The following is a 26877-nucleotide window of genomic DNA, read 5'->3' as shown; positions in this document are numbered from 1 at the left end:
TTTCGTTAATCTCCATTGTAATAGATTTAGGTTTGAGAGTTTACACAAAATATTTTACAGTCCCAAGATGATGGATGAATTTGAACGTGCCATGCAGAAGAAGCATGACCCGAGTGATCCCAATTCAATTGCTGTTGGCCATCTAAACCACTTGGCTAAAACATACATCCTTAAGCATAAAAGCAACAAATGAGCAGGATTATTTTCCAAATGGCAACCGATATACGACCTGTGTCGCTGTCACCATTTCTAAAAGATGAATATGTCGACGCTGCGGCAGACCAACATATTCCCTTCTTTACCACGGTGCGATCTTATCAGGTGTTCATCGACTATTGGAATTCCAAGATGGAAAGAAGCATCCAAAGGGGGTGGTCCTCTTGAATTTATCCGATTTTTCCAGATACATAGATCCTGCAGTTGTACACAGAGGGAAGGAATACGCGTTCGAAGGACGGGTAATTTCCTTGAAGTCCATTGCCGATGAAAAGTACACTGCGGTTGTGCGCGGGTACGAGGATTATGAGGTTTATGTAAGGCTAGACAACGAGAACAACATAATGGAATCGGAATGCGATTGTCCGTACGATTTTGGACCGGTATGCAAGCATCAAGTCGCCGTATTCCTCGAGCTTAAGAATAGAGAAGCAGACGGGGTATCTTCACCGGAACCGTCTCTCCGGCAACTGTTGGAAGCAGAGAGCAAGGAGAAATTAATCGAATTGCTGCTCTCGATTGCATCGGATTCATATACCGCGGAAGAGCGCATCAGACTCCACTTGTCGAAAAGGGGCGCGGATCAGGAGTTGGACGCCTGCCGACGGTTGATTCGATCCTACATTGACACATATTCGGATGATCATGGTTTTGTGTCTTGGCGGAACGTAAGCCGCGCGGTGGAAGGTGCGGAGATCGTCGCTGAAAAGGCTCTCTCCGCCTTCGATGAAGAGGAATGGTTGCACGGGCTGGCGATTCTGTTTTGCATCATCGAAGAGATGATTGAATTATTGCAGTCCGCCGACGATTCGGACGGTGGAGTCGGGATCGTGATCGAAAGCTGTCTGGAATCGATCTTCAAGCTGGTTCAGGATCACCATCATATTCCGGCGGAAGAACGCTTGAAGATTTTCCGCCGGTTGTTGGAGGAGACACACCAGCCTTATTACGACGGGTGGTCGGATTGGCAGCTCGCGCTCCTCGAGGCGGCGGGCGCGCTGATCGAGTCGGAACAGATGCAACATCAATGGGATGATGCGGCGGATTCGCTCCTGGGTCATACGTCCGGAAGCAATTGGTCGCGGGAGTACACAGACGAGCGGGTAACTGTGCTCCGATATGGTCAAATTTTGGAACGTTCAGGTGAAGAACAGGCGAAAGCTTATTTGTATAAACATCTGCATTTCCCGGAAATTCGGGAGATTGCGATTCGAGCGGCGCTTGAGCAAGGCGATGCCGAGGAAGCGATCCGATTGGCGGAGGCCGGGGAAGCCCAAGATCAGAGGCTGCCGGGGCTCGTCTATCGCTGGAAGAAATATCGGTATGAGGCATACCATCGCACAGGACAAGTCGAACAGCAGCGGAAACTCGGGATGGAGCTGATTGTGAACGGAGAGTATGCGTATTATCGCTCTGTGAAGGATACATTTTCCGATGAGGGAGAATGGACTTTGTATTTGCAAGATATGTTAGATCAATTAGAGCAGAGCCCGAGGGGAGAGCATACGTATACCCAAATTCTGGTGGAAGAGGAGATGTACGCACGGCTTTTGGAACATGTCCGCAAGGCACCTTACCGAATTGAATCGTTCTATGAGCAATTGCTTCCGCATTACCCGGAGGAGGTGAAGGCGCTTTTCGTGGCATATATCGAATTCCGGGCGGATCAATCCAGAGACAGGCGAGATTACGCCGATGTTTGCCGGATCATTCGAATGCTTCAACAGGTTGGCGGACGGAAAGAAGCGTTCACCGTCACACAAAAATTGTTAACCAAATTTCCGCGAAGACCGGCTTTCCGGGAGGAGCTGGGGAAGATTCGTTTTTGAACTTTATGGGAATAAGAAGTAACGCGGTTTGAGCATAGCTTGATTTTTGTGAGTGGGTGGACAAACTGGTATGCGAGGCCTGTAATTTTGATCTGAAACGAGTATGTTATAATAATGGCAAGATTAAGTCGGGTTGGATGGTGACCTATGATGGACCGTATTCAAGATTTGCAAAAACTGATCAAACTTACGGGCGATCGCGCGAAACTGGATGCAAAAGCGAACGGAACTTATATTGTCTATCAAACGGAAAAAGGCCAGATTGTCAAAGAATATGCAAACGGTGTGATCGAGCCAATCGACAATCCTGGGGTTCATCATGAATGAGTACTCCACAGTGATGGTTGTATTCGCCGGCAATAACGGCAGCGGCAAAAGCACCATTCGCAATTTGATAGTGGACAGGCTTGGTATCAGTGTCAATATAGATCCCGACGCTTTAGCTCGCGGCATTGATTCTGACCATCCGGATCGCCGCAAAGTATCCGCAGGCAAAGAAGCGATTAAACTTGCGAGAGATTGTATCCATCATAAACGCGATTTTTCTGTAGAAACGACTTTGGCCGGCGGTAATGCGATACGACTGATACGGGAAGCCAAGGCGAACGGCTTTGAAGTGACGATGTTTTATGTGGGTCTAAATGATGTTCGGCTCAATATCGAACGTGTTGCCGCCAGAGTTCGAAACGGCGGACATCATATACCGACTGAAGACATCATTCGGAGACAAACCACATCCATGCAAAATCTGCTAACTCATATCCATCTCATTGATCATTTGATTGTGATTGATAATAGCGAAGTTTCCGGTAAAATCGTTATGCAAGCTGAACATAGTATTTTAAAATATCAGGCCGAATCTCTTCCAAAATGGGTGCATAAGATCAAGGATCAGTTACATTGATTATGGAGAATCATATGAAGTTTGAAATTAGCAAATCTATGGAAAACAAAATTAATAATTGGGATAAATGTGAACCCAAAGATGTAACGGGAGCAAAGTTTGCGTACATATTTATACCAACAAGTCTAGGATTGGTTATCAAGGTCCAGTGTGATGTTTGTAAAAGGGAATTACTACTAACCGAAGATGATTAAATCTTGAATTTTACATTTCTCCCAATGTGAATAAGGAATTCTACGCGACCGGATTAGATCTGGTCGTTTTTTTTGTGCAGAACATATATTCGCTGACAAAAAGTTGTCATGACTTAATTATAAAATAAAAATATACTAGATCACTGAGGCAGAGGCAGAGTTTTTGGAGTTGTAGATGGGGGTGAAAAGAATGACTTTGATTAAAGATCTGAGTACGAACGATGAATTCGTCGGCTTCTATTTGCTGAAAGAGCTGGAGCTGAAGCAGACCAACACATCGCCGGCAAAGGATTACTTCGATTTGGTGCTGTGTGATGCCAGCGGACAGTTACCCGCCAAGTATTGGGATGTGGAGGAAACGGAAAGAGACAATTTTTCTCCGATGGCGCTTGTCAAGGTTCAAGGAATCGTTCAGTTATATCGGGAAAAACCGCAGGTTAAGATCATCCGGATTCGCAATATAAGGGACGAAGACGGTGTGTCCCTAACCGATTTTATTCGAGCTGCACCAATTGGATCTGCGGAATTATTAGAGGTCATAAGCAGAGTCATCGAGAGTATTTCGGATCCGGCGATTCGCGATATAGTAAGCTTTTGCGTCGATAAGGTGAGAGAGAAATTAGCTCATTATCCGGCGGCCAAAATGCACCATCATGCTTACTTCGCAGGCTTGGCCTATCATATCGTTCGTATGCTGGAGATCGGCGAGTTCCTTTGCAAGCAGAGGCCATTTCTAAATGCGGACATGATCAAAGCCGGGATTATCCTGCATGATATCGCGAAGCCAGAGGAAATGATCGCTCAGCTTGGGGTCGTGATAGATTACAGCACCCAGGGTAAGTTGATCGGTCATATTGCCATGGCGGCTGGTTGGATCACAGAAGCGGCTTTGCGGCTGGAACTTCCACTCGATTCGCAACAAGTGATCGGATTGCAGCACCTTATTCTCTCGCACCATAACCTTGGGGAATGGGGAAGCCCGGTGCAGCCGCAAACGGCAGAAGCGGTAGCATTGCACTATATTGACGCACTGGATGCCAAACTCCAGATGGCGGAGGACGCACTAAGCGCCACTTCGGACAAGGAGTTGTGGACACAGCCGGTCCGAGGGCTGGAGAATAAAGCGTTGTACCGGATGTCATTGTAGAAATTAAAATATACGAAGAAAATGCAATGAAACAAAAATACTTTGCGGCAAAATAGCGGCAATGGTATAATGTTATTGAGGAAGGTGATGTTATGTTTACACCCAAATATTCAATAACGGACACCATAGCCCGCAGACTAATGGATATACAACGCGCCAGTGTTGTGGTGGATTTGCTTCCATTGCCCGCATCTATTCTGGATATGCTTAAGAAAGAATCCATGGAAAAGACAGTCATTCTTTCAACGAAAATTGAAGGAAACACGCTTGACGAGGCGACGAAGCGAAAAGTCTTGTACCAAACCAGCAATGACAATGAAGAGCAGGAAGTTTATAACTTAATGAAAGCTTTGGAATACCTGGATGAAGCCGAAAAAAGACAGCTCCCGGTCACAGAGGAATTTATTAAAAAGCTGCATGCCATTATCCGAATATCGCACGGACGAAGACCGCGTGTTAGCGAGTATCGCGAAGAACAGAATCAAGTAGGCAGCCGCAATGCCTCCGGTTTTTATTTGCCGCCGGAATGGAAAGATGTCCCGATATTAATGGAGGATTTGGTTGCCTGGGTGAACTCGCCGGAAACCTATTCGGTTCCGGTTCCTATCAAGGCTGGCATATTCATGTGGCAGTTCCTAACGATTCATCCGTATTTGGACGGGAATGGCCGAACGGCTCGGATGATCACGACATATCTTTTACGACGCGGCGGATATGGCTTAAAGGGGTTATTTGTACTCGAGAATTTCTATGACCGCAACTTGGCTGAATATTATCGCCGACTCCAGTTGGGTCTCCATCACAATTATTATTTTGGGCGGAATGAAGCTGATTTGACGCCTTGGCTGGAATTCTTTATCGATGGTTTGGCGGAGGTTTTTCAAGAAGCCGCTGCCATCGTAACGGAGAAATCTGCTCAAATGACGAAAATCGAACCGGATCTGATTCGCAAGTTAGATCCCCAGCAAAGAATGGTGTTTGCTCAATTAACCTTTAAACAAGATACCCTAACGACAAGCGAAATGAGGGACCTGCTGCGTTTGTCGGACCGTTCAATAAGGGAAAAGGTAAGTCATTGGAGAGAAGAAGGATTCATTGAGCCGCGCGATCAAGACGCCAAAAGAGTTCGTTCGGTCAAATTATCCGCGGAATACGAGAAGTTGGCACAAGACATTCGGAATGCGCCGGATCAGTTTGCCCATTTTCTAAAATGAATGCAGCACTGCGATCTCAAGTTGAGATGCCGCAGTGCTTTTTTTGTGCGCAGAACATATATTCGCTGACAATCTATGGTCGTTGCGATCCGTCATAATGAAGGAAAGACATGCGGGAGTGAGTACAGTGGATCAACCGATCTATATCGCCGTCACAGGCACGCAGCATTACTACGGAGCAGCATTTCTAAAGCCGGGTCAGGTCGTTCACTTGATCAAAGACCCGGATAATCCGCATGACCATGAAGCGATAAAGGTGGATATGATCCCATTGGGCAAAATCGGTTATGTCGCCAACAGTCCGCATACCGTACCGAAAGGATGCCGCAGCGCCGGCCGGATTTATGATAGGTTTGAGCATCATGTTTGCGGCATGGTGCGATTTGTCGTTAAGGATACGGCAATTGTTGAACTTACGCCGGGTCTAGAGGAAGTGTACATCATCAAAACGACAGAGAACGTTTCGTTTTCTCTTTATAGGCAGGAAGAACCAGGTAAAGCGTAGAATCCCAATGATGATAAGGATTTACATTCTATATGCCACGATAGGAGATATAGCATGACGGATAAAGTGATTCGGCTCTTTAAAATACTTCTCGCCATTCAATCCAATCCGGGGATTTCGGCCAAGGAGCTGGCGGACAAATGCGAGACAACGGATCGTACGATTTATAGGGACATGCGGATTTTGGACTTGATCGCACCGATTACAAACGAGGGTTACGGAAAAGGGTACCGTTTTGTCGGTAATTTCGCCATGTACCCGCTGAATTTCACGGAGCAGGAAGCGTTGGTGTTCTCTGTCCTGCCCTCCGTGTTGGACACCAGCAAATTGCCTCCAGGCTTTGAATCCGCCTACGACAAGGTGATGGCTACCCATGTGAAAGAAACCCGGAAGCGGTACGATACACTGGAAAATGTCGCAGACATGATCCAAATGGGCACCCCGGCTTATCGGGAGAACAGTGCCAACTTCTTGCTGCCCATCATGGAAGCGATTATCGCCAGTAAGACGATCAGGGCTGTTTACCATACCCAGAGCCGGAATGAATTGACGGAGCGCCAAATTGATCCGTACTATTTGGTCCCGCGGGATCAACGGTTTTACTTGATCGGCTATTGTCATTCCAAGCAGGACATTCGCACGTTTCGTATAAGCCGTTTCCGCCATGTAGAGTTGACAAGTAATCGATTCGACAAGGGTGATTTTAACATTGCTCAGTATATGAAGCATACCTGGTCGATTGAACGCGGGGATTCTTTAATCACTTTTAAGATTAAATTCCATCCGGATGTCGCCCGCTATGTGAAGGAAGAAGAATTGTTCGTGAGACCGAAGATGACCGATCTGCCGGACGGCAGCTTATTATTCGAGGTCACCGTCAACCACGAGCGGGAGTTTATGAATTGGGTGGTTCAGTACGGACCTTCAGCGGAGATTTTAGAGCCTGCATCTGTCCGGGAAAAGTTTAAGGAACAGCTACAGCGTTGGGGACAGTTGTATGGGCAGTAAGTTGCTGTTGTTGAACGATAGACGAAAGGAAGGTATCCCTTTTGAAAATAGTAGGCACGTTTCTAGAACGTTTATATGATGCAATCCGTAGAGAGCCATTTCGCCGCAAAATTGTTATTGCTCCTTCCTACATCGAAGGACAGTCCTGGTTGATGCGAATATGCCGGGAATTAGGGCCGGTTATGAATGTGGAGGTCCAAACGGTTCAATCCTTTGTAAGAAGTCAGGTTCAGTTCTCCCTGTATCAACAAGGGCTGACTTTAATCGGGGAACAGCGGTCCTTTTGGATTATCCATCATGTCATGGAACAAATGGCTTCCAAGCCGGATTCCTACATCGCGGTGGATCAAGTAAAGCCTGGTATTGCCATGCATGTTCACCAAGCCATTATGGATCTGCGCCGTGCCGGAGTGAGTGCGGGGGAGCTTCGAGACGACCACTTTATGAGCCAGCAAAAAGGCAGCTATGTCAGAAAGGTGCTGTCAGCGTATGAGCGCTTTCTGAATCAGCGGAGCTGGATCGATTTCCCCGGCCTTTTGTCGCATATACCAACCCAATTGCCGGAAAACGTGGAGCTTATTCTGCCAGACCCTATGCCGCTTTCACCGGTTTCCGCTCGAATGCTGGAGCGGTTGTCAAACGGACGGATGACGAGGATTATAGCGGTTTCTTCCTTCACTGACGTCCAATCCACAATGCCGTTCGGAAAGGTTCAGTTCTATCATGCGACCGGAAGGCTGGCGGAGGTTCGCGAAGCATTGAGACGCATTATTCAGGGCCGGATGCCATTGGATGAAGTGGAGATGATCGTACCGGATGAAGAATATGCGTTGGTTATTTCGACTATGTGTGCTTCTTTCGGTATTCCCTGTTCCTATGCAGACGGGCTGCCTGCGATTACATCCGGAATGGGAAGAGCCGCACATTTTCTGCTGAACTGGTTGGAGTCCGGTTATCAGGTGCGGCAGCTCGTATTGATGCTGCAGCAGCAATTGATCACGTTCTCCGATCGTGACCAAGGAATAACGAATGCGGATTGTATTCGAGCCCTGGAGAAAAGCGGAATCGGCTGGGGGAAAGAACGGTATATCAAGTTGCTGGGGTCGGGGCATGTTCGGTTCCAAGGGGATGCAGATGAAAGACCCGAAGAACGGGAGCGGACGGAACAACAACAGCGGGATGACGACATCAAGAAGCATCTGACAAACCTCCTGGGAGAATTGTTTCCAGACGAAGCGGCGCTCTCATCTCCTAAGGGAATCTGGGGATGGCTCGTTAACATCTTGGATCGATTTGGTGTATGCGGAACGGAAGAGGATGCGATCGTCCTGCAAGAAATGAAAGGTATCGCTAAAGAACTGCAGGAATGTCCTGTTCCGGACTCGATGCCGTTTCAGCAAATGTTCTTGTATGCCCGAGACATGCTGCAGGAACTTCGAGTCGGGGTGCAACGGTTACCCAAGCCCGGATTCCTGTACATATCGAGTTTGGCGAACGGGGGGATCAGCGGGAGAAAACATACGTTTCTTCTCGGGATGGATGAACAGTCGTGGTCCGGGAATATCAGGCAAAATCCCATGCTTCTCGATGAAGAGTGCAGACGGATCGATGCCGGGCTTCAAACAGCCGTGCAGAGACAAAGAGATCGGCAACGCCTTCGTGATGGTCGGCTTGGGATGATAAGCGGCAATATCACATTTAGCTTCTCGTCGTATGACTTGGCGGAAGGAGCGACAGCAAGCCCGGCTTTTCAACTTCTACAGGTATTCCGAAAAGTATCCGGAAAAACGAATGCGGACTATGAGATGTTGCACCGAAGCTTAGGCGAACCTGTCGGGTATTTGGATGTAGAGCAGCCATCCTCTACTGAGCTAAATGGACTGCCATTGGACGGCTCTCATTATGTCTTCCGACAAATCCATGCGAATGTAAACCTTATGAGGGACCGGCAATCCTTCATCGAATCGGTCTATCCGTCGCTTCGTCAAGGCAGACTTGCACTCGAGGCGCGTGGCAGCTCGCAAGTGACGGAGCATGACGGATATATAGCGGGGGATGAATGGACTGATTATTGGAAAGACCGGGACGAACGGACGCTTAGCGCAAGTCAATTGGAGAAGTACGCGGAATGTCCGATGCGGTACTTTTTCCAATATGTGCTCAGGATTCGCGTGAAAGATCAGGTGACTTTTGACCGTACCTCCTGGCTGAAGCCGAATGAAAGAGGCTCGCTGCTGCACGAGGTTTATCGTCGTTATATGACGGAAGTCAACGCAAGTAAAGTCATGCCTATTACACACGATCATGCCCGTTTGCTTCGTATTGCGGAGGAGACGATTCTCTTGTATGCCGAGCGGATTCCGGCACCGAGCCCTCATGTGTTTGAGAGGGAACGGCAAGCGATGCTCCGGGATGTGGACGTGTTCTATCGCATGGAATTGCAGGCTAAGACGGCTCCCCGGTTTTTCGAACAAGAGCTCATCGTGGACGGCCAGCCGTTGCACCTTGAGCTTGGCGAGGACATGGCGATTACGCTGCGCGGGATCGTCGACCGGATCGATCAAGTTGCGCCGCATCAATATCGGATTATCGACTATAAGACCGGCAGTCCTCGGCCTTACAAGGAAAATGGCATGTTCGCAGGCGGTACGCAGCTGCAACACGCGCTTTACGCAATGGGGACGGAGCTATGGATGCGGCAAACGGGTGTGGATTCAGATGCAAAAGTGCTTGAAGCGTCTTACGTATTTCCAAGCGAACGGGGGCACGGGCAAGTGATTGCACGCCCGCAAACCGAACGGAATCGAGTCACCGCGGTGATCCGAGGAATCCTTTCGTCGATGGAACAGGGATTGTTTATTCCCGCTTCAAATCCTGCGGTCTGCCGATATTGCGACTATGCGGCTGTATGCGGAGAGCACGCAGAGATGATGGTCCATAAGCGAAAGGATGAAGCAAATTCGGAGCTGTTGCACACGCTGCTGGAGGTGGAGAACATTGAATGAACCATCCGATCAACAAGCTAGAAAGAGGATATTGGAGGAGCTGAACACGACCTTTCTGGTAGAAGCCGGTGCAGGCTCGGGCAAGACAACCAGCTTGGTCGGCAGATTGCTGGCGCTCATCGAGACAGGAACGGCTAAGATGGAGCATATTGCGGCGATCACCTTTACGAATAAAGCGGCGGATGAGATGAAGGAGCGTTTCCGTATTGCTTTGGAGCGGAAAGCGGCTGATGTTGAAGGCGAAACTAGAGAACGAATGGAAGAAGCTTTGGCCAATCTGGACCAAATCTTCATTGGAACGATCCATGCGTTCTGTTCCTCCATGCTTCGGGAGCGTCCGATTGAGGCCGGATTGGACCCTTCTTTCGAAGAAATGGATGATGAAATGAATCGCGCGTTCCACGATCAATGCTGGGACGAATATCTGATTCAGCTGCAGGAGGGAGATAGTGAGGCCCTTGCCTCCTTTGCCGAGGTGGACATCGATGTAAGCATTCTTAAGAATGTCTATGATCGGGTATCCCTTTTTACGGACCTCCAAATCCCTTGCGAACCGGTTTGTCGTCCTGATTTCAACTTAATCCGGCTCTCCCTGCTTCCAATGATCGAAGACGCCAGCAGGTTTTTGCCGACAGTTGAACCGGAAAAAGGGTGGGATAATCTTCAGGCAAAACTGCGTACTGCTAATCGTATGCTGCGGTTGTCGGATGAGCAGGACGATATGTTGATGCTAACACTTGCGAAGATGTTTGACTTCAAACTGGATGTGAAGCAGTACAAATGGACGGATAAGAAGCAAGCCAAAGCCATCTCCGAACGATTTCACGATTGGCAGATTACGCTCCTGTTTCCCTTTCTTCAATCGTGGCGGGAATATCTGTATCCGAAGGTCATTCAATTTGTCTTGCCTGCATTGGAGTATTGCAGAGAACGGCGATTGCAGGAAGGGAAGCTGAACTTTCAGGATCTTCTGATGAATGCATGCCGTCTGCTGCGTGATTACCCGGAGGTTCGCGCGTTTTTCGCCGGGCGCTACCAACGGCTTATGGTCGACGAATTTCAGGACACCGACCCGGTCCAAGCGGAAATGATGTTTCTCTTAACGGGAGCCGGCGATGATCCGAATGAACGGAATTGGCGGAAGCTTACGCCAAAGCCCGGCTCCTTGTTCCTCGTGGGAGACCCGAAACAGTCCATCTATCGTTTCCGCCGCGCGGATATTTCCATTTATAACGAGGTTAAATCGCGGATTCAAGCATGTGGAGATGTGCTTCACTTGACCAGCAATTTCCGATCCGTCGATGCGATCGGCGATTTTGTGAACGGGCAATTTGTCGGCAAGCTTCCCGTCCGGGAAACCGATGTTCAAGCGGCGTATGTCCGGATGGAAACGAATATACCGAATCCAAAGGGGAATAAGCGCGCGGGTCACGGGGTTTATGCACTCACTTACCCGAAAATTCCCGGAGGCAAGGATGAAGTAGCGGCGGTTGACGCACAGCGTATTGCCGCAACCATCGCGTGGGCTTGCCGCGACGGAAATTTGCAGGTTCAGGAGCGCAACGGTTCATCTTGGGTGCTCAGAGAGGCGCAGCCCAGCGATTTTCTTATATTGACAAGAACGAGGCATTATTTGCATCTCTACGCAGAAGAATTGGAGAAGCGGGGCGTTGCTGCGGAAACTGTCGGAAGCTCCGCTCTATACCCCGAGCTTCATACGCTGGGACAATTGGCCCTCTACCTGGCCGATCCATCCGATCAGGTGGCGATGCTGAGCGTCTTGCGCGGACCTCTATTCGGGATTAGCGACAAGGAGCTGATGGCGTATCGTGTTCAAGGGAATGCGTGGTCGATCTACCGGCTGCCAGAGGAGTCAGCAGAACAGGATAATCGAGTTGTCGCTGCATGCCGGAAACTGCGGGAATATGCCAGCTGGGTGAAAGAATTGCCTGCATGGTCAGCCTTGTACTGCATTCTGGAGGATACCGGTCTTTTGCCTTATTCCACGGTGCAAGAAGCTGGAGCAAATCGGTCTGGAACACTGCTTAAGATGTTGGAGCGATTGCAGCGTGACGCCATGCTCGCATCGGATTGGCATGAACTGGCGCATGCGATTTCGGCCATTCGGGAGAGCCAAGGTATGGAAACCGCCAGTCTTTACACAGGCAAAGGGCAAGCGGTACGGATCATGAACGTGCATAAGGCAAAAGGGCTTGAAGCGCCTATCGTGTTTCTCGCTTGTCCTTGCGGGGAGAAGGATCATGACGCCGACCAGTTTGTTGATCGTTCGGAGGCTGAGGCCGCGGGCTATTTCCTGATCCAACAATCGAAAGGGTTCCAGAAGGAAACGATTGCCCAGCCGGTTGGCTGGGAAGCGATGAGCGTGCGGGAGCGAGCATTCATGCATGCGGAGCGGGATCGGCTTCTTTACGTCGCGGCGACGCGGGCCAAGCAAATGCTAGTCGTCAGTCTCTACCCCGAACAACCTGCCAAGTGCCCGTGGAGTTCACTCATGGATGGGATGGAGCTAATCCGGGAGTTGGATGTTCCGGAATCGGATGTTCAAACAGATGAGTATGATCGGGAACTTGACGGAGATATTGTAATTGGGACAACTTCATCTGGTTTATCCGGGTCCGAAGCCTCATCCATTGATCTAGGTGCTTACTTGGCCCAGAGAGAGCAGGTGTTCCATCAACTGCGCCAACCGACTTATGCCGAATCAACCGTTACCGGGCTGACGAAGAGCATAAGCGACACGCCGGAATGGTCAGCCACTGGGAGGGGCCAATCTTTCGGCAGCGTGATCCATAAGGGGCTTGAAGCAGTTGGAAAAGGTCTTCCGATGAGCGAATTGCCTGAGTATGTTCAATACCTCTGCCAGGTCGAAGAGGTTGCAGAGAAGGACGCGGGGGATGCTCTGCCTATTCTCCGAGAAGTTCTAGACAGTGAACTCTGGCAACGCAGTCTGCGAGCGAAGCGGCGATTGTTTGAAATCCCGATAATGATGATTCGAGGCAATGGGGAGACAACACCTTTTCTCGCAACAGAGCAATTGTTGTCTGAAACAGCCGCCGGGGTATTAAAACACCAGACAGAAAATGGCGGCGATCTCTTGGTAAAGGGAGTAATAGATTTTGCATTTGAGGAAGAAGATGGCTGGGTGATCGTCGACTTCAAAACGGATCAATTGGATGAGAACAAATTGGAGCAGTTTGTCCGGTTTTATGCGCCACAAGTGCAGGCTTATGCTAAAGACTGGTCGGAGACATTCGGTTATCAAGTGAAGGAAGCTGGTTTGTATTTTGTTAGTTTGCAGAAACATGTCATATTAGGACAGTCCGTAGTATAATTAGACAAGAATCTACATGCAGAGGAGATCGTTATGATTACAGGTGAATTAAGGCAAAAAGTAGACCGGATTTGGGAGACATTTTGGACCGGCGGAATCACTAACCCATTAAGTGTGATCGAACAGTTTACATATTTGTTGTTCATTAAAGGACTGGACGAAGCGGAAACGCGTAAGGAAAATGAATCCGTGCTGCTGTCGTTACCTTTTACCGGATTATTTCCAAGTGACAAGCAACACTTGCGCTGGAGTCAATTTAAATTGTTCGATCCTCAGCGGATGTATGATGTTGTCTCGAACGAAGTGTTTCCTTTCATCAAGACGCTTCACGGAGATAAGGATTCAGCCTATGCCAAATACATGGGTGATGCCATCTTTATGATCCCGACTCCGAATATGCTTGTACGCATTGTCGAAGGCATCGATACGATTGACATGAAGGATAGAGATACTAACGGGGATTTGTATGAGTATCTGCTATCCAAGGTAGCTACAGCTGGAACGAACGGACAGTTCCGGACTCCGAGACACATTATCGAAATGATGGTTGCTTTGATGAAACCGACGCCTGAAGATATTATTTGTGACCCGGCTGCTGGTTCGGCGGGATTTCTCGTTGCCGCGGGAGAATATTTGCGTAACCATCATGCCGATCTTTTCCTAGTTCAGGGGTTGAAGGAGCACTTCAACAATCATATGTTTTACGGTTTCGATATGGACCGTACGATGCTTCGTATCGGTGCCATGAATATGCTGCTTCATGGAGTAGATAACCCGAATATCGAATACCGCGATTCCTTGAATGAAAACAATACCGACCAGGACAAATATACACTAATCTTAGCCAATCCACCGTTTAAAGGGTCGCTTGATGCGGATGCGGTAGCAGCGGATCTATTGCGTGTGACTCGCACGAAGAAGACGGAGTTGCTATTCCTCGCTCTGTTCTTGCGTATGCTCAAAGTTGGGGGACGCTGCGCTTCCATCGTGCCGGACGGTGTCCTATTCGGTAACAGTACAGCCCATAAAGACATTCGTAAGGAAATTGTTGAGAATCACAAGCTGGAAGCTATTATTTCGATGCCAAGCGGGGTATTCAAGCCGTATGCTGGGGTGTCGACAGCTATTATGATCTTCACCAAGACAGGCGCAGGCGGGACAGATCACGTTTGGTTCTATGACATGAAGGCGGACGGTTATTCGCTTGATGACAAGCGGAATCCTATTGAGGCGAATGATATCCCCGACATCATTGAACGATTTGGTAATAAAGGTGCTGAGTTGGAGCGTAAACGCACGGATAAATCGTTCCTGGTTCCGATAGATGAGATCCGTAACAATGCCTACGACCTCAGCATTAATCGCTACAAGGAAACAGAGTATGAGGAAGTTCAGTACGAGGACCCGAAGGTCATACTCGCTTCGATCAAACAGCTAGAGGATGAAATTGTCGAAGGGCTCGAGGAACTGGAGGCGTTGTTGGGGTGATGAAGTATTATAAACTTTCCGAAGTTACTGAAATAATTATGGGTCAAGCACCTCCAGGGGAAAGTTATAACGAGGAGGGTTTGGGGGTTCCGTTAATTGGCGGTGCATCAGACTTAGGCGATAATTATCCAAATCCTAAAAAATATACAACAGCAAGCTCCAAGTTATCCAAAACAGGCGATATAATTATGTGTATTCGTGCTACTATCGGGGATTTAAATTGGGCTGACAAGGAATATGCTTTGGGACGTGGTGTAGCAGCATTCAGAGTAACAGAAAGAATAAGTGCCTCTTATTTATATTACTGGCTTCTGTCCCAAAAACAACATTTTCTTAATATGGGTAAAGGAGCAACCTTTCTTCAAATCACAAAAAAGGATATCGAAGATACAGTAATACCATTAGTAGATATCGAAGAGCAAAAACAAATAGGGATTATATTAGACAAAGCCCAAACTCTAATTGAAAGACGCAAAGTAGCAATAGCTAAACTTGACGAATTAGTGCAAGCCGTTTTTATAGATATGTTTGGAGATCCATCTAGTAACAACAAAGGTTGGAATGAAGCTTCGATTGGTGAGTTATCAACCTTGGTATCAAGTGGCTCGACTCCGTTAGGAGGATCACAAGCATATAAAGAAAAAGGTATCCCTTTTATTAGAAGCCAGAATATATTAATGAATAGACTAACGCTAGATGACATCGTGTATATAGATGAAGATACCCATAATAGGATGAAGCGGACTTGGGTTAAACATAACGATGTGTTACTTAATATTACAGGAGCTTCAATAGGTAGAGTAGCTGTCTATGAAGGTGATTCTGACTTTGCTAATGTAAATCAGCATGTTTGTATCATAAGATTGAAAGATTCAATATTGATTCCAAGGTTTTGTGAATATATGATATCTCATCCAAATTATCAAAGATATATTATGTCCTTTAATGTAGGCGGTACTAGAGAAGCATTTAACTTTCAACAAATAAAAAAATTCAAAGTAATTTGTCCACCTATCGCTATTCAAGAAAAATTTCTTTCAATAATTAAAGCAATAAATAAGAATCGCGAAACTAATTTGATCCAACTCCAACAACTAGAATCCAACTTCCAAGCACTTCTTCAAAAAGCCTTTAAGGGCGAATTGACAGTGAAGGATGGTGTAACGGTCTAGATGGGTGATGTGCAGCTATCGAATTTTGGATTTCTCAGTGCAAATAAAACTTATGCCAGCTTTTCCGGCGCTTGTATTGAGGCGGAGAAAGCGTTGGTCGTCAGTCCTGCGACCAGCGCTATTCTCAGCCGTAGGGCTTTGGAGCTTGCTGTCAAATGGCTATTTACCTACGATAGCGACTTGAGGGTCCCTTATCAAGACAACCTTTCAAGCTTGATTCATGATGTAACTTTTCTCCGCGTAATCGACCAGGCCATGCTACCACAGTTGAAATATATTACGAAACTAGGAAATGTCGCCGTGCATTCTAATGCGACGATCAGCCGAGGCGAGGCGATACTGTCCCTTCGCAACCTGTTTAACTTCATCAGCTGGATCGATTATTGCTATTCGGTCGAGTATATCGCAAGAAGCTTTGATGAACAACTATTATTGGAAGAGAACAAACATCAAGAGAAAGTCAGACCTCAGGAGCTGCAGGATTTATACGACCGCTTAGGTTCAAGGGACCGTAAGCTGGAAGATCTGGTCAAAGAAAATAAAGAGCTTCGGAAGCTGCTGACTGAACGCAAGGCACAGAATACCCAGGAGTATGACTTTGTGCCGGATCAAATCAGTGAATACGAGACCCGCAAACGTTATATTGATCTCGAACTGAAGCTTGCCAGATGGACATTCCAGAAAAATGTGCTGGAAGAGTTTGAAGTACAAGGTATGCCAAACGGCCAAGGGATCGGTTATGTCGACTACGTATTATTCGGCGAGAACGGGAAGCCGCTTGCCGTTGTGGAAGCGAAACGGACTAGCGTTGATCCCAATGTGGGCAAGCAGCAAGCGAAGCTCTATGCGGATTGTTTGGAGCAACGGTATGGACAGCGTCCGCTGATTTATTATACGAATGGATTTGTAACGAACTTCTGGGATGATCTTCACTATGCTAGCCGGCAAGTATCCGGGTTTGCCAGTCAGGATGAGCTGCAGCTGCTCGTGAACCGGCGCTCGATCCGTAAGCCGTTACAGGATGTGCAAATCAATAATTCCATTGTAAATCGCCTGTATCAGCATGAAGCTGTCCTATCGGTTTGTGATGCATTAAACAAAGGGCAGAGGACCGCTTTGCTTGTCATGGCGACAGGCAGCGGTAAAACACGTACCGCGAGTGCTATTGTTGATGTGCTGAGCCGACATAACTGGGTGAAGAATGTGTTGTTTCTTGCTGATCGTACAACGCTTGTTCGTCAAGCCAAAAACAGCTTCAGCCAGTATTTGCCCGATATGACACTGTGCAACATGCTGGACAGCAAAGATAATCCGGAGACGGCAAGAATTGTTTTCTCCACCTACCCGACGATGATGAATGCCATCGACGAGGCTAAACGGAAAGACGGCAAAAAGCTGTTTACGGTTGGTCATTTTGACTTGATTATCATCGATGAGTCGCATCGAAGCGTCTATAAGAAATATAAGGCCATATTCGATTACTTTGATGCCATACTCTTAGGGTTGACAGCAACTCCTAAAGATGAAGTGGACAAAAATACATACGACGTGTTCCGTCTGGAAAATGGTGTTCCGACTTTTGCCTACGAACTAGAGCAAGCAGTCAAGGAAGGACATTTGGTGGATTACCGTACCGTGGAAACAACGACCAAGATTATGGACGATGGCATCCGCTACGATGATCTGTCCGATGAGGAAAAAGAGCAATACGAAGAATTGCTTTTGGAGGATGAAGAAGAGGAACCGCGGGATATTGACAGTGCAGCGATCAATGAGTGGTTGTTCAACCAGGATACCATAGACCGGGTGCTGCAGTTAGTTATGGAGCGGGGTCTGAAGGTTGAAGGCGGAGACAAGCTGGGCAAGACCATCATTTTTGCCAAAAACCACCGGCACGCTGTTGCGATCGTGGAGCGATTCGATAGCCTGTATCCGACATTGAAGGGGCATTTTGCACGGGTCATTGATATCAAAACGAATTATTATCAATCCTTGATTGATGATTTTTCCATATGGAGCAAGCTTCCTCAAATTGCTGTTTCTGTAGATATGCTGGATACGGGCGTAGACATCCCTGAGGTTGTCAATCTGGTATTCTTCAAGAAAGTACGCTCGAAGTCAAAGTTTTGGCAGATGGTGGGCCGAGGGACACGGTTGTGTAAAGATCTGCATGGGATTGGTGAGGACAAAAAGGAATTCTTGATCTTTGATTTCTGCCGTAACTTTGAGTATTTCCGGGCAAATCCAAAAGGGAAGGATACCGATATTGCCGAGACCTTATCGGAAAAATTGTTCAATGTTCGTACGCAGATTGTACGTGAACTTCAACAACTGCGTTATCAGGAACCCGAATATATAGAACATTGCAAGGAATTGGTGAAATTGTTGAAGGATAGCGTGAGTGCGCTAAATGAGGAGCATTTTCGCATCAGACAGCATATCCAATATATCCATAAATATAAACAAGACGCTGCATGGCTTTCCCTAACCGATACCGATATGGGAGATTTGAAAGAGTACATAGCTCCTCTTGTCGTTTCTATAGAGAATGACGAATTAGCAAAACGGTTTGACTATATGATGCTGATCATCGAATTGGCTAAGCTTCAGGGAACACAATCGGTGAAACCAATTCGTAAAGTCATGGAAACGGCAGAAAAACTCTCCAAGTTGGGTACGATTCCTCAAATCGTCGCTCAGCGAGATGTAATAGAGAAGATCCTGACGGCAGAGTTCTGGGAAGAAGCGGACATTTTCGAAATGGAGAAAATACGTGAAGCTTTACGGGATCTTATTAAGTTCCTGGAACGGGAAACGCAGCAGATTTATTATACAAATTTTAAAGATGAATGGCTTGCTGTAGAGGAGAGCCGAGGATTCTATAATACCAATGACCTGCAAAATTACCGCAAAAAAGTTAATCAATATTTACATACTAACAAAGATCAAATAGCTATTTATAAATTGCGCAACAACAAACCGATTAACAAACAAGACCTGGAGACGCTTGAAAATATACTATGGGCAGAACTTGGAACCAAAGAAGATTACAAGCGGGTATATAAAGACTTACCGGTAACGAAGCTAGTACGGACGGTCGTGGGGCTTGACCAAGAGGCTGCGAATGAAGCATTCGTGGTATTTTTACAAGAAAATCGTTTGAATGTCAATCAACTTCGGTTTGTAAAGCTGATTATCGACTATGTAGTTAAAAACGGTATTATAGAAAAATCCGTACTCCAAGAGGAGCCGTTCCGCTCGGTTGGCAGCATAACGGAACTGTTCAGTAATAATCTGGACGATGCACGAGCAATTATCGGTGTTATTGATACGATTAATAAGAACGCTGAGGTTGTTGGGGCTTAGTTTTTACGGATTGTAGATACTACTACTAATTTAATTACTTGCATCTGGGCGTAACTAAAATGGACATCTATTTTAGTTACGTCTTTTTTAAATTAACATTTTCGGGGTGAAGAAGTAATGATTAAAGAAATTTCCATTAAGAAGATAGCAACTTATGATAGTACAGGTGTTGTCTTTAGTGGATTAAAGAAAATTAATTTTTTCTACGGTTCCAATGGAAGTGGGAAAACATCATTATCAAATGCTATGAAAAATATTGAGAACTTCCCGGATTGTAATATTGATTGGGCATCACAACCATTAAAAACATTGGTATATAACCAGAAATTCGTTGAGGAAAATTTCCATCAGGATTCGAACATAAAGGGTATATTCACATTAGGTAAGGAGTCAACTGAAATAAAAAATGAAATTGCTGAAAAGAAGAGGCTTGTTGATAAATTAGACGAAGAGATTCGTAGATTGCGTACTAACTTGTCCAATAAAGAAGAGGAATATAACGCGAATGAAAATGAATTTATAGAAGATTGCTGGGAATTGAAAAGAAAATATGATAACGAGTTTTTGCAAGCTTTTTCAGGTGTTCGAAATAATAAAATAAACTTTATGAATAAATGTAAACAGTCGCATTCACTTGAAAATAAGTTATGTGATTTAGAGGATTTACGTGCTCGTTCAAATAAATTATTTAATGGAAGTTTAGTGAAAATTCAAACGTTGCAATCAATAAAGAATGAGAATGACGAACTAAACGTTGCTTGTTCAAGTCGAATATTCCAAAAACAAATTGTTGGTAAGCAGGAGGTCGATATCGCCGCTCTCATTTCTAGACTGGCTATAAGCGATTGGGTAAAAAGAGGATATGATCATATACATAAGTCGGAAGGTAAATGCCCTTTTTGTCAACAGTCATTGCCGGATGGTTTTTTGAATAAATTGGAAGAGTACTTTAATGAAACCTATGAAAATGAAATGAGAGAATTGGCAAATAATGTTGATCAATACATGGAAACTTATAGCAATCTCGAAACTTCAATCCAGGACCTATTGTTAAATGAATTACCGTATATCGATAAGGAGAAGATTAGTCAACAATTTGAACTAATCAGATCGAAAAATGAAATCAATCTCGAATTAATTGAACAAAAACGAAAAGAGCCGAGTAAGGGAATTGTTTTAGTTCCTTTTCATGAGTTTATAAAAAATATAAATCTGGAAATCGAGAGAATAAATCAGGAGATCCAAGCACATAACAGGTTGGTTGATAACCGAGCCCAGGAAGAACAACTACTAAAGGATGAGATATGGAGATTCATAGCAAATGAAAATCTGCATAATCACGAAAAATATGTACGAAAAGAATTTAGTATCAAGAATGCAATAACCGGGATAAAAGATGGTATCACGTCAAAAACATCTGAGAAAAATAGATTAATTTCCGAAATTGAAGGCTTAGAAGCACAAATCACTAGTGTAATTCCTTCAGTAAATGAAATGAATCGTCTGTTAAAGGCATACAATTTTACAAATTTTAAATTTGCACATACTCAAAATCAGGGTAACTATCGCTTAATACGATCCACTGGAGAAGATGTTAATCAGACTTTAAGTGAAGGAGAAAAGACATTCGTAACATTCCTATATTTTATGCACTTGTTGAATGGGAGCAATAACAGGGATCTTATTACAGAGAATAAAGTAATTGTAATTGATGATCCAATTTCTAGCTTAGATAGCAATGTACTATTTATCGTTAGCAATCTCATTTTGAAACTTATTGATGATATCAGGAACAATAGAAACAATGTCGTTCAATTATTTGTTTTAACCCATAATGTTTACTTTCATAAGGAAGTAACCTTTCATAAAAAGCGCTCAAAAGGCGGAAAATTACACGATGAAACCTTCTGGATTATAAGAAAAGTTAATAATGTTACAGATGCTCAGTCCTATGATACAAATCCAATAAAAACTTCATATGAGTTAATGTGGCAAGAACTTAGATCCGCAACACAGAGCAGTTCTTCAACAACGGTACAAAACTTGATCCGTAGAATTATAGAAAATTATTTTAAATTATTTGGAAATATTAGTGAAGATGATATTCTGAATAAATTCGAAGAAGAGGAAAAGGTATTATGTAAATCGCTTTTATCCTGGGCAAATGATGGGTCCCATTTTGCAAGCGATGATATATATATTGAACATCCGCTAGATACAAACGCTAGATACCTTAATATATTTGAAAAAATATTCAAAGTTACAAATCATCATGCACATTATAAAATGATGATGGGAGTAGAAGAAGCTGATCAGAGTGAGATCCCTCATGCACAGGTATCGTGATTGATTGAGCCTTTCCCATTAACAATAACAAATATACAATACAATTTACCCAAACAAAGCGTTTCTTTATTACTTTGTTTGGGTTTTTCTTATTTTTACAGGACTTATTGCCTATATTGTCGAATTAGCAGCAAGGGGGTTTTATTCCATGAGAACGTATATTCTATGACAACATGTTGTCTAATCAGTATGTTCTAATATGATCAGCAGACATTAGCGATGGAGGGATTAGGAATGGCATTTCTGAAATGTTCCGAATGCACGAGTATGCTGAAGGCGATTCAAATTTCCAATAAAATCAGCCAAGTTGGGGAGCAACGATTACTTGAATATTCGCCAACCGGGATTAAATGCTCAGACTGGACTCCCGTAATTGAAAACCTCCGAGGATACGAAGAGGGAATTTACTGCCCTTCTTGTTTTGCTATCGTTCCTCTAGAGAAAGAAGAATTTATTCTATGTGAAGATAACCGAATTCCCGGCGTAGTAAGTCATGAGTTTTCATCCGATGATGTACTGGATAAGCTGAAGAAGTTGGCCGAGGAAGAAGTTGCCGAGATTTATGTTCATACACTTCCTGCGAAAGAAGCTACTTTTGCGGATATTCCTGAATCAACGCCAGAGCCCATCAAGGACGCCTTACATCGAATGGGAATTACGCAGTTATATTCTCACCAAGCACAAACAGCCGATGCAGTCCATTCTGGGTCGAATGTTGTCTTGGTCACTTCAACATCATCCGGAAAGACGTTGTCCTATAACCTGCCGATTCTTAGTCGTTTATATAACCATCCTGAAGAACGTGGATTATACATATTTCCAACAAAAGCGTTAGCAAATGATCAGTTGGATCAAATTAAACGTTTTGGCATGCAACGAACGGAGAATAATTCTTCCTTGGATGAGTGGTTTGAAACTCAATTGCACTTAGGAGATCGCCTGATTCATATCGGCCGGCTGGATGGTGATACCGAGAATGGGCCGCGGCAGCGAATCATGGAAAAAGCACAGGTATGGATGACGAACCCGGATATGATTCATTACTCCATTCTCGGGCAAGTTCAGAAGGTGAAGTACGCGACCGCACACCACATTCGAAATTATCTGCGGAACCTCAAATTTATAGTGCTTGATGAGATGCATATGTACCGAGGTACATTCGGAAGTCATGTCGCATTGGTACTCAGACGCCTGCTTAAGGTTTGTCGAGAACTTGGTAATACTCACAACATCCAGATTATTACGAGCTCAGCAACGATTGAAAATCCTATTAGATTAGCAGAGGATCTTACAGGTCTTAGCGGATTCACCCTCATCAATACAGATGGTTCCGCCCATCAGAAAAAGGGGATCGTCCTCTGGAATCCCGGTATGTCAGCCGATGAACAAGTCCGCCGCGCGCCTTCTACCGATGCCATTACGATGGCGAAACAGATCATGACTGTTGATCAGAAAGTGATTAAGAGCATCATTTTTCAGCCTTCTCGCAGCCAGACTATGGTATTTACCCGTTATATCAAAGACGTCTTGCGCCAGCCTCTCCGACTACCAAAAGAGAAAGTGGAAGGAGAAAAACTCGCGGCATTTTATACCGGAATACTGCCGAATGATACTCGGAAACGGATTATTGAGAGACTCAAGTCCCACGACATTCATGTCATTATTACTACCAATGCCCTTGAAGTCGGGATTGATATCGGTGATTTGAGTCTTGCCGTTCTTGTTGGTTATCCCGGATCGAAAGCGGCATTCTCACAACAGATCGGACGTGTTGGCCGCAAAGGCGAGGGTGTTGCCATACTGATCTGGCAGGATGAACCGCTTCAGCAGTATTACATGCGTAACCCGCTTGAATTTATCCATAAAGCTCCCGAGGTAGTTAGGATTAATCCAACAAATTACAAGTTGTTAGCCATGCACATCCCGTTACTAAGAGAAGAGCTCGGGAGAGAAGTCACGAAGGAAGACTTGCAGGACATGTTTCCTGGATTACTCGAAGATTATATTGAGACTGTACTGCAAGTAGCTGCAACAGCTAACGATGAGGCGACCGTTGATGACAAGTTTAGTCTTCGATCAATGTCTGGTAAAAATTACAGCGTAACCATTCGGGGACAAAATCAAACGATAGTAGACAGTTTGGATGAGTGGAGTGCTCTTCGTGATTTTTATGAAGGCGCGATCTATTGGACTCCTGGAGAGAAAGGCTATCGAGTAGACTCTATCAATCGCAGAAAAGGTGAAATTATTGTATTGCCTATTCAGGAACTAACCTATTACACTCAATCTACTTATCGCGATATCATCGATATTATGCAGACTTATCAGAAGCAACACATCGAAGGAATCGATATGGCTTATGGTGAACTGGAGATTAAGCGGAGCGTCTTCGGTTATAAAAAAGTTTACTTCGGACAGAAGCATGAGTCTGAGCAGGTTCAATTGGATCATCCGTCCGTCACCCGATTCACTCCGGAAGGAATGTGGGTTACACTAACGGATTCTCAATGGAGCCAATTGAAAAATGGCATTCAGGAGTTAGCGGATGAGGGCAGATCCATCGACTTATTGGCTGAAGCTTCCCTTCACGCTGCAGGTCACGCTATGACTTCGGTTATTCCTGACCTCATTATCTGCGACGCTAATGATTTTACAGGGTTTTCGGCGAGCGGGATGACGGCTTTTGCCAATAGACCTGTTATCGGCTTCTATGGCGAGAACGGGTCCGGTCTCGGGACCATCGAAGCGATCTATGAGAAACTTCCGCAAGTGCTTCGAAAGGCTCTTGAACTTATTGAGAGCTGCCCTTGTGCCGAAGGATGTCCTAGCTGCGTGCAGCTCCCAGGTAAAGGGAATATTGAATTGTTCAAACCTGGAGCCAAAATGCTGCTGAAGATTTTGATAGAAGGGATCGATTAAGAATGCCTGTAATCTGTTCCGCTTGCGGAGGCCAAAGACCTTACGGGGACTTCATTCAAATCAGCTATAAGGCGGATCCAAAGGGCTATTACCGTAAGATCCATCAACGGGCAAACGGGATTCGAGTTTCAGAATGGCGCTCCCTTGAACCCGATACGGAGTCCTATATAAACAAACCATCCGGCGTTTATTGTTCACATGATAGACATTCAATCTTGGACGACATGCTGACACCGGAAGAAATGGAATTGCTCACAGACCGAAGACTTCCTGTTCAACATGTATTCGATAGTGAAAAACTCGTCCAGAATTTGCTCGAACTCGGAACTCGTATTCGAAGTGACGTCCACGTGCATCAAATTGACGCCAACCAAGGCGCTTATGCTGACCAAATCCTTATGCCCAGTTGGCTGCAGCGGAAGCTTCATTCTCTGGGGATTAATAAACTGTATGAGCATCAAGGGGAAGCTATACAGAACATCCGTGAAGGCAGAAATGTCGTTCTCTGCACGAAAACCGCATCTGGAAAATCATTGGCGTACAATGTTCCCATCATCGAAAAATTGGTTGCTGATCCGAATGCCTGTGCGCTTTATTTGGCCCCGTTCAAGGCATTAGTCGAGGACCAGTACGCTCACTTGAAAAAATGGGCTGATGATGTAGAAGAGCAGGGGAATCAAATCTCGCTTAGTGGATTTTCTCGATTCTCTGTTAATGGACAGCAATTATCCGTTGGGGTTCTCCACGGGCAACGTAACGTTCCAGAGCATATGAGAAAAGATCAGGCATCTAGCTTCGTGTTCTCTGAGGGGCGCTATTGGCTGACCAACGTACACTATCTGCATTTAATTCTTCAAGGTGCAGGTTCGCCTAAGGGAAAAGGCCCTGGGCTGTTGCGCTTTCTGCAAAATCTTCGGTTTGTCGTTATTGATGAGCTTCATCAATACTCAGGCTTGTTAGGTTCAAAGGTTTCTTTGGTCCTTCGCAGATTAAGAATGTTATGTGACAGGTTGGGAAATAAAAACGTCCAGTTTATTGCCTGCTCGGCTACCATTGCTAATCCAAAGTATCTAGCTGAAGAATTAACAGGAATGCGTGGAATGAAAGGATTTCATGAAATATCGGGAGTACAAGCGCCAGTAAAGAAGAAAGCGATTTTGATGTGGAATCCGGGCTTATCAGACGATGAGCAAAAGAAAAGGGCCGTTGTTTCCGATCTCTATGAGATTCTGCGCACGATCTACAAGGATGGAAGATGGCCGAGAAGTATCATTTTCACAAGCAACCGCCAGCAAGCCCAGCTTTTAAGTCGTGAAATAAACATGATACTGCGCAGCCACCTTCATGATCATGGCGGGCTTTCTGCAGACGAACCACATGAATTTTTTCTGCCGTACCATGCATACCTCACGCAAGAAGTTAAAGAACGAACCATACAAAAACTTGAGCAAGGCGAGATCCTTGGAGTGGTCACTACTAGCGCCCTAGAGGTCGGGATTGATGTGAAGTGTCTGGATGTATGTATCTTACTCGGATACCCTGGCTCCCAGGCTTCCTTTTGGCAGCAGGCTGGACGAGTGGGACGCAGCAGAGACGGTGTGGTGATTATGATGCTTCAGGAAGAGCCATTGCAGCAATACTTTGCCCGCAATCCTGAAGAATTCTTTAAGCTCCCGCCTGAATCAGCAGCGATTAATACAACGAATCCCAAGCTATTAAAGGAGCATCTCGCATACGCAGCTCACGAACTGGGAGGAACGTTGACCAATGCTATGAATTATGTTCGCTCTTCGGCGCTTCGCAAGGTGGTTGCGGAAGCAAGCGACCAGTGGCAGCAGATCGAAGGAAAACTCCTCTATCATGGTGAAACGCCAAGATATCAAACTTTGTTTACAATGGGGGCTACTTATACGGTTGTAACCAAGAACGGCTGGAATGAGGACATCTTGTTTCAAAGTGTAGATGAGCGTTCCTTAATAAGAGATTATCACGTGGATGCAGTATTTCTGGGACCTGACAATCGTACCTTCTATAAGGTCAAGTGGGTCAATAACAGGCAACGCAAAGTGGTTGTAGAGCCAGTAAGAACGGATTATCATACTCGCGGAATTGTTCGTGATAGCATTGAAATCCATGAGATAACCAATCTGATGCTAGACTTAATAGTAGACACAGATTAAACTGATGAAATGACTAACATCGGAGGACTGTG

The 26877-nt window shown here is 45.5% G+C and carries 16 protein-coding genes; all 16 read left to right on the top strand.

What is annotated here, in order from left to right:
• A partial coding sequence (locus ACFSW5_RS17575) for a hypothetical protein (protein ID WP_379275823.1) occupies positions 1-193 on the top strand: 193 nt, incomplete at its 5' end.
• 142 nt (positions 194-335) lie between these two features.
• Positions 336-2045, top strand: coding sequence for an SWIM zinc finger family protein (locus tag ACFSW5_RS17570; protein ID WP_379275821.1), 1710 nt, complete (start codon positions 336-338; stop codon positions 2043-2045).
• A 147-nt stretch (positions 2046-2192) separates the two neighbouring features.
• A complete protein-coding gene (locus ACFSW5_RS17565; RefSeq protein WP_015253841.1) occupies positions 2193-2372 on the top strand; it encodes a hypothetical protein in 180 nt (59 codons plus the stop codon).
• On the top strand, positions 2365-2949 hold the full coding sequence (locus ACFSW5_RS17560) for a zeta toxin family protein (protein WP_240353108.1): 585 nt from the start codon (positions 2365-2367) through the stop codon (positions 2947-2949). The genes ACFSW5_RS17565 and ACFSW5_RS17560 overlap by 8 nt, the downstream gene beginning before the upstream one ends.
• Before the next feature lie 384 nt (positions 2950-3333).
• The gene (locus tag ACFSW5_RS17555) at positions 3334-4290 is read left to right on the top strand and encodes a 3'-5' exoribonuclease YhaM family protein (RefSeq protein ID WP_379275816.1); all 957 of its coding nucleotides are present in this window, start codon (positions 3334-3336) and stop codon (positions 4288-4290) included.
• Between the two features lie 92 nt (positions 4291-4382).
• The gene (locus ACFSW5_RS17550) at positions 4383-5504 is read left to right on the top strand and encodes a Fic family protein (protein WP_216541193.1); all 1122 of its coding nucleotides are present in this window, start codon (positions 4383-4385) and stop codon (positions 5502-5504) included.
• A 127-nt stretch (positions 5505-5631) separates the two neighbouring features.
• A complete protein-coding gene (locus ACFSW5_RS17545) occupies positions 5632-6009 on the top strand; it encodes an HIRAN domain-containing protein (protein WP_379275812.1) in 378 nt (125 codons plus the stop codon).
• A gap of 54 nt (positions 6010-6063) precedes the next feature.
• Positions 6064-7017 carry a helix-turn-helix transcriptional regulator gene (locus ACFSW5_RS17540; RefSeq protein ID WP_074730127.1) on the top strand — a complete coding sequence of 318 codons (954 nt, stop codon included), beginning with the start codon at positions 6064-6066 and terminating at the stop codon, positions 7015-7017.
• A 41-nt stretch (positions 7018-7058) separates the two neighbouring features.
• Positions 7059-10022 carry a PD-(D/E)XK nuclease family protein gene (locus ACFSW5_RS17535; RefSeq protein WP_379275809.1) on the top strand — a complete coding sequence of 988 codons (2964 nt, stop codon included), beginning with the start codon at positions 7059-7061 and terminating at the stop codon, positions 10020-10022.
• A complete protein-coding gene (locus tag ACFSW5_RS17530) occupies positions 10015-13374 on the top strand; it encodes a UvrD-helicase domain-containing protein (protein WP_379275807.1) in 3360 nt (1119 codons plus the stop codon). Before ACFSW5_RS17535 ends, ACFSW5_RS17530 begins: the two co-directional genes overlap by 8 nt.
• Before the next feature lie 33 nt (positions 13375-13407).
• Entirely contained in the window at positions 13408-14862 is a 1455-nt protein-coding gene (locus ACFSW5_RS17525) for a type I restriction-modification system subunit M (RefSeq protein ID WP_379275805.1), read from the top strand.
• Entirely contained in the window at positions 14862-16034 is a 1173-nt protein-coding gene (locus tag ACFSW5_RS17520) for a restriction endonuclease subunit S (RefSeq protein ID WP_379275827.1), read from the top strand. The genes ACFSW5_RS17525 and ACFSW5_RS17520 overlap by 1 nt, the downstream gene beginning before the upstream one ends.
• Positions 16035-19400 carry a DEAD/DEAH box helicase family protein gene (locus ACFSW5_RS17515; RefSeq protein ID WP_379275802.1) on the top strand — a complete coding sequence of 1122 codons (3366 nt, stop codon included), beginning with the start codon at positions 16035-16037 and terminating at the stop codon, positions 19398-19400.
• A 117-nt stretch (positions 19401-19517) separates the two neighbouring features.
• Positions 19518-21746, top strand: coding sequence for an AAA family ATPase (locus tag ACFSW5_RS17510; RefSeq protein ID WP_379275800.1), 2229 nt, complete (start codon positions 19518-19520; stop codon positions 21744-21746).
• A 234-nt stretch (positions 21747-21980) separates the two neighbouring features.
• A complete protein-coding gene (locus ACFSW5_RS17505) occupies positions 21981-24665 on the top strand; it encodes a DEAD/DEAH box helicase (RefSeq protein WP_379275797.1) in 2685 nt (894 codons plus the stop codon).
• A 224-nt stretch (positions 24666-24889) separates the two neighbouring features.
• Positions 24890-26845, top strand: coding sequence for a DEAD/DEAH box helicase (locus ACFSW5_RS17500; protein ID WP_379275825.1), 1956 nt, complete (start codon positions 24890-24892; stop codon positions 26843-26845).
• Positions 26846-26877 lie beyond the last annotated feature (32 nt).

Origin of the sequence: Paenibacillus thailandensis, from assembly GCF_042685365.1 — a bacterium.
In the GTDB taxonomy this organism is placed as follows: Bacteria; Bacillota; Bacilli; order Paenibacillales; family Paenibacillaceae; genus Paenibacillus_AP; species Paenibacillus_AP thailandensis.
Note: the sequence above shows the minus strand (reverse complement) of the source record. Positions and strands in the feature narration are given on the sequence as shown.

Excerpts from the sequence above, each read along its gene's own strand:
- ACFSW5_RS17565 (WP_015253841.1), top strand. The coding sequence starts at position 2,193 with ATGATGGACCGTATTCAAGATTTGCAAAAACTGATCAAACTTACGGGC.
- ACFSW5_RS17560 (WP_240353108.1), top strand. The coding sequence starts at position 2,365 with ATGAATGAGTACTCCACAGTGATGGTTGTATTCGCCGGCAATAACGGC.
- ACFSW5_RS17555 (WP_379275816.1), top strand. The coding sequence starts at position 3,334 with ATGACTTTGATTAAAGATCTGAGTACGAACGATGAATTCGTCGGCTTC.
- ACFSW5_RS17550 (WP_216541193.1), top strand. The coding sequence starts at position 4,383 with ATGTTTACACCCAAATATTCAATAACGGACACCATAGCCCGCAGACTA.
- ACFSW5_RS17540 (WP_074730127.1), top strand. The coding sequence starts at position 6,064 with ATGACGGATAAAGTGATTCGGCTCTTTAAAATACTTCTCGCCATTCAA.
- ACFSW5_RS17525 (WP_379275805.1), top strand. The coding sequence starts at position 13,408 with ATGATTACAGGTGAATTAAGGCAAAAAGTAGACCGGATTTGGGAGACA.
- ACFSW5_RS17520 (WP_379275827.1), top strand. The coding sequence starts at position 14,862 with ATGAAGTATTATAAACTTTCCGAAGTTACTGAAATAATTATGGGTCAA.
- ACFSW5_RS17515 (WP_379275802.1), top strand. The coding sequence starts at position 16,035 with ATGGGTGATGTGCAGCTATCGAATTTTGGATTTCTCAGTGCAAATAAA.
- ACFSW5_RS17510 (WP_379275800.1), top strand. The coding sequence starts at position 19,518 with ATGATTAAAGAAATTTCCATTAAGAAGATAGCAACTTATGATAGTACA.
- ACFSW5_RS17505 (WP_379275797.1), top strand. The coding sequence starts at position 21,981 with ATGGCATTTCTGAAATGTTCCGAATGCACGAGTATGCTGAAGGCGATT.
- ACFSW5_RS17500 (WP_379275825.1), top strand. The coding sequence starts at position 24,890 with ATGCTGACACCGGAAGAAATGGAATTGCTCACAGACCGAAGACTTCCT.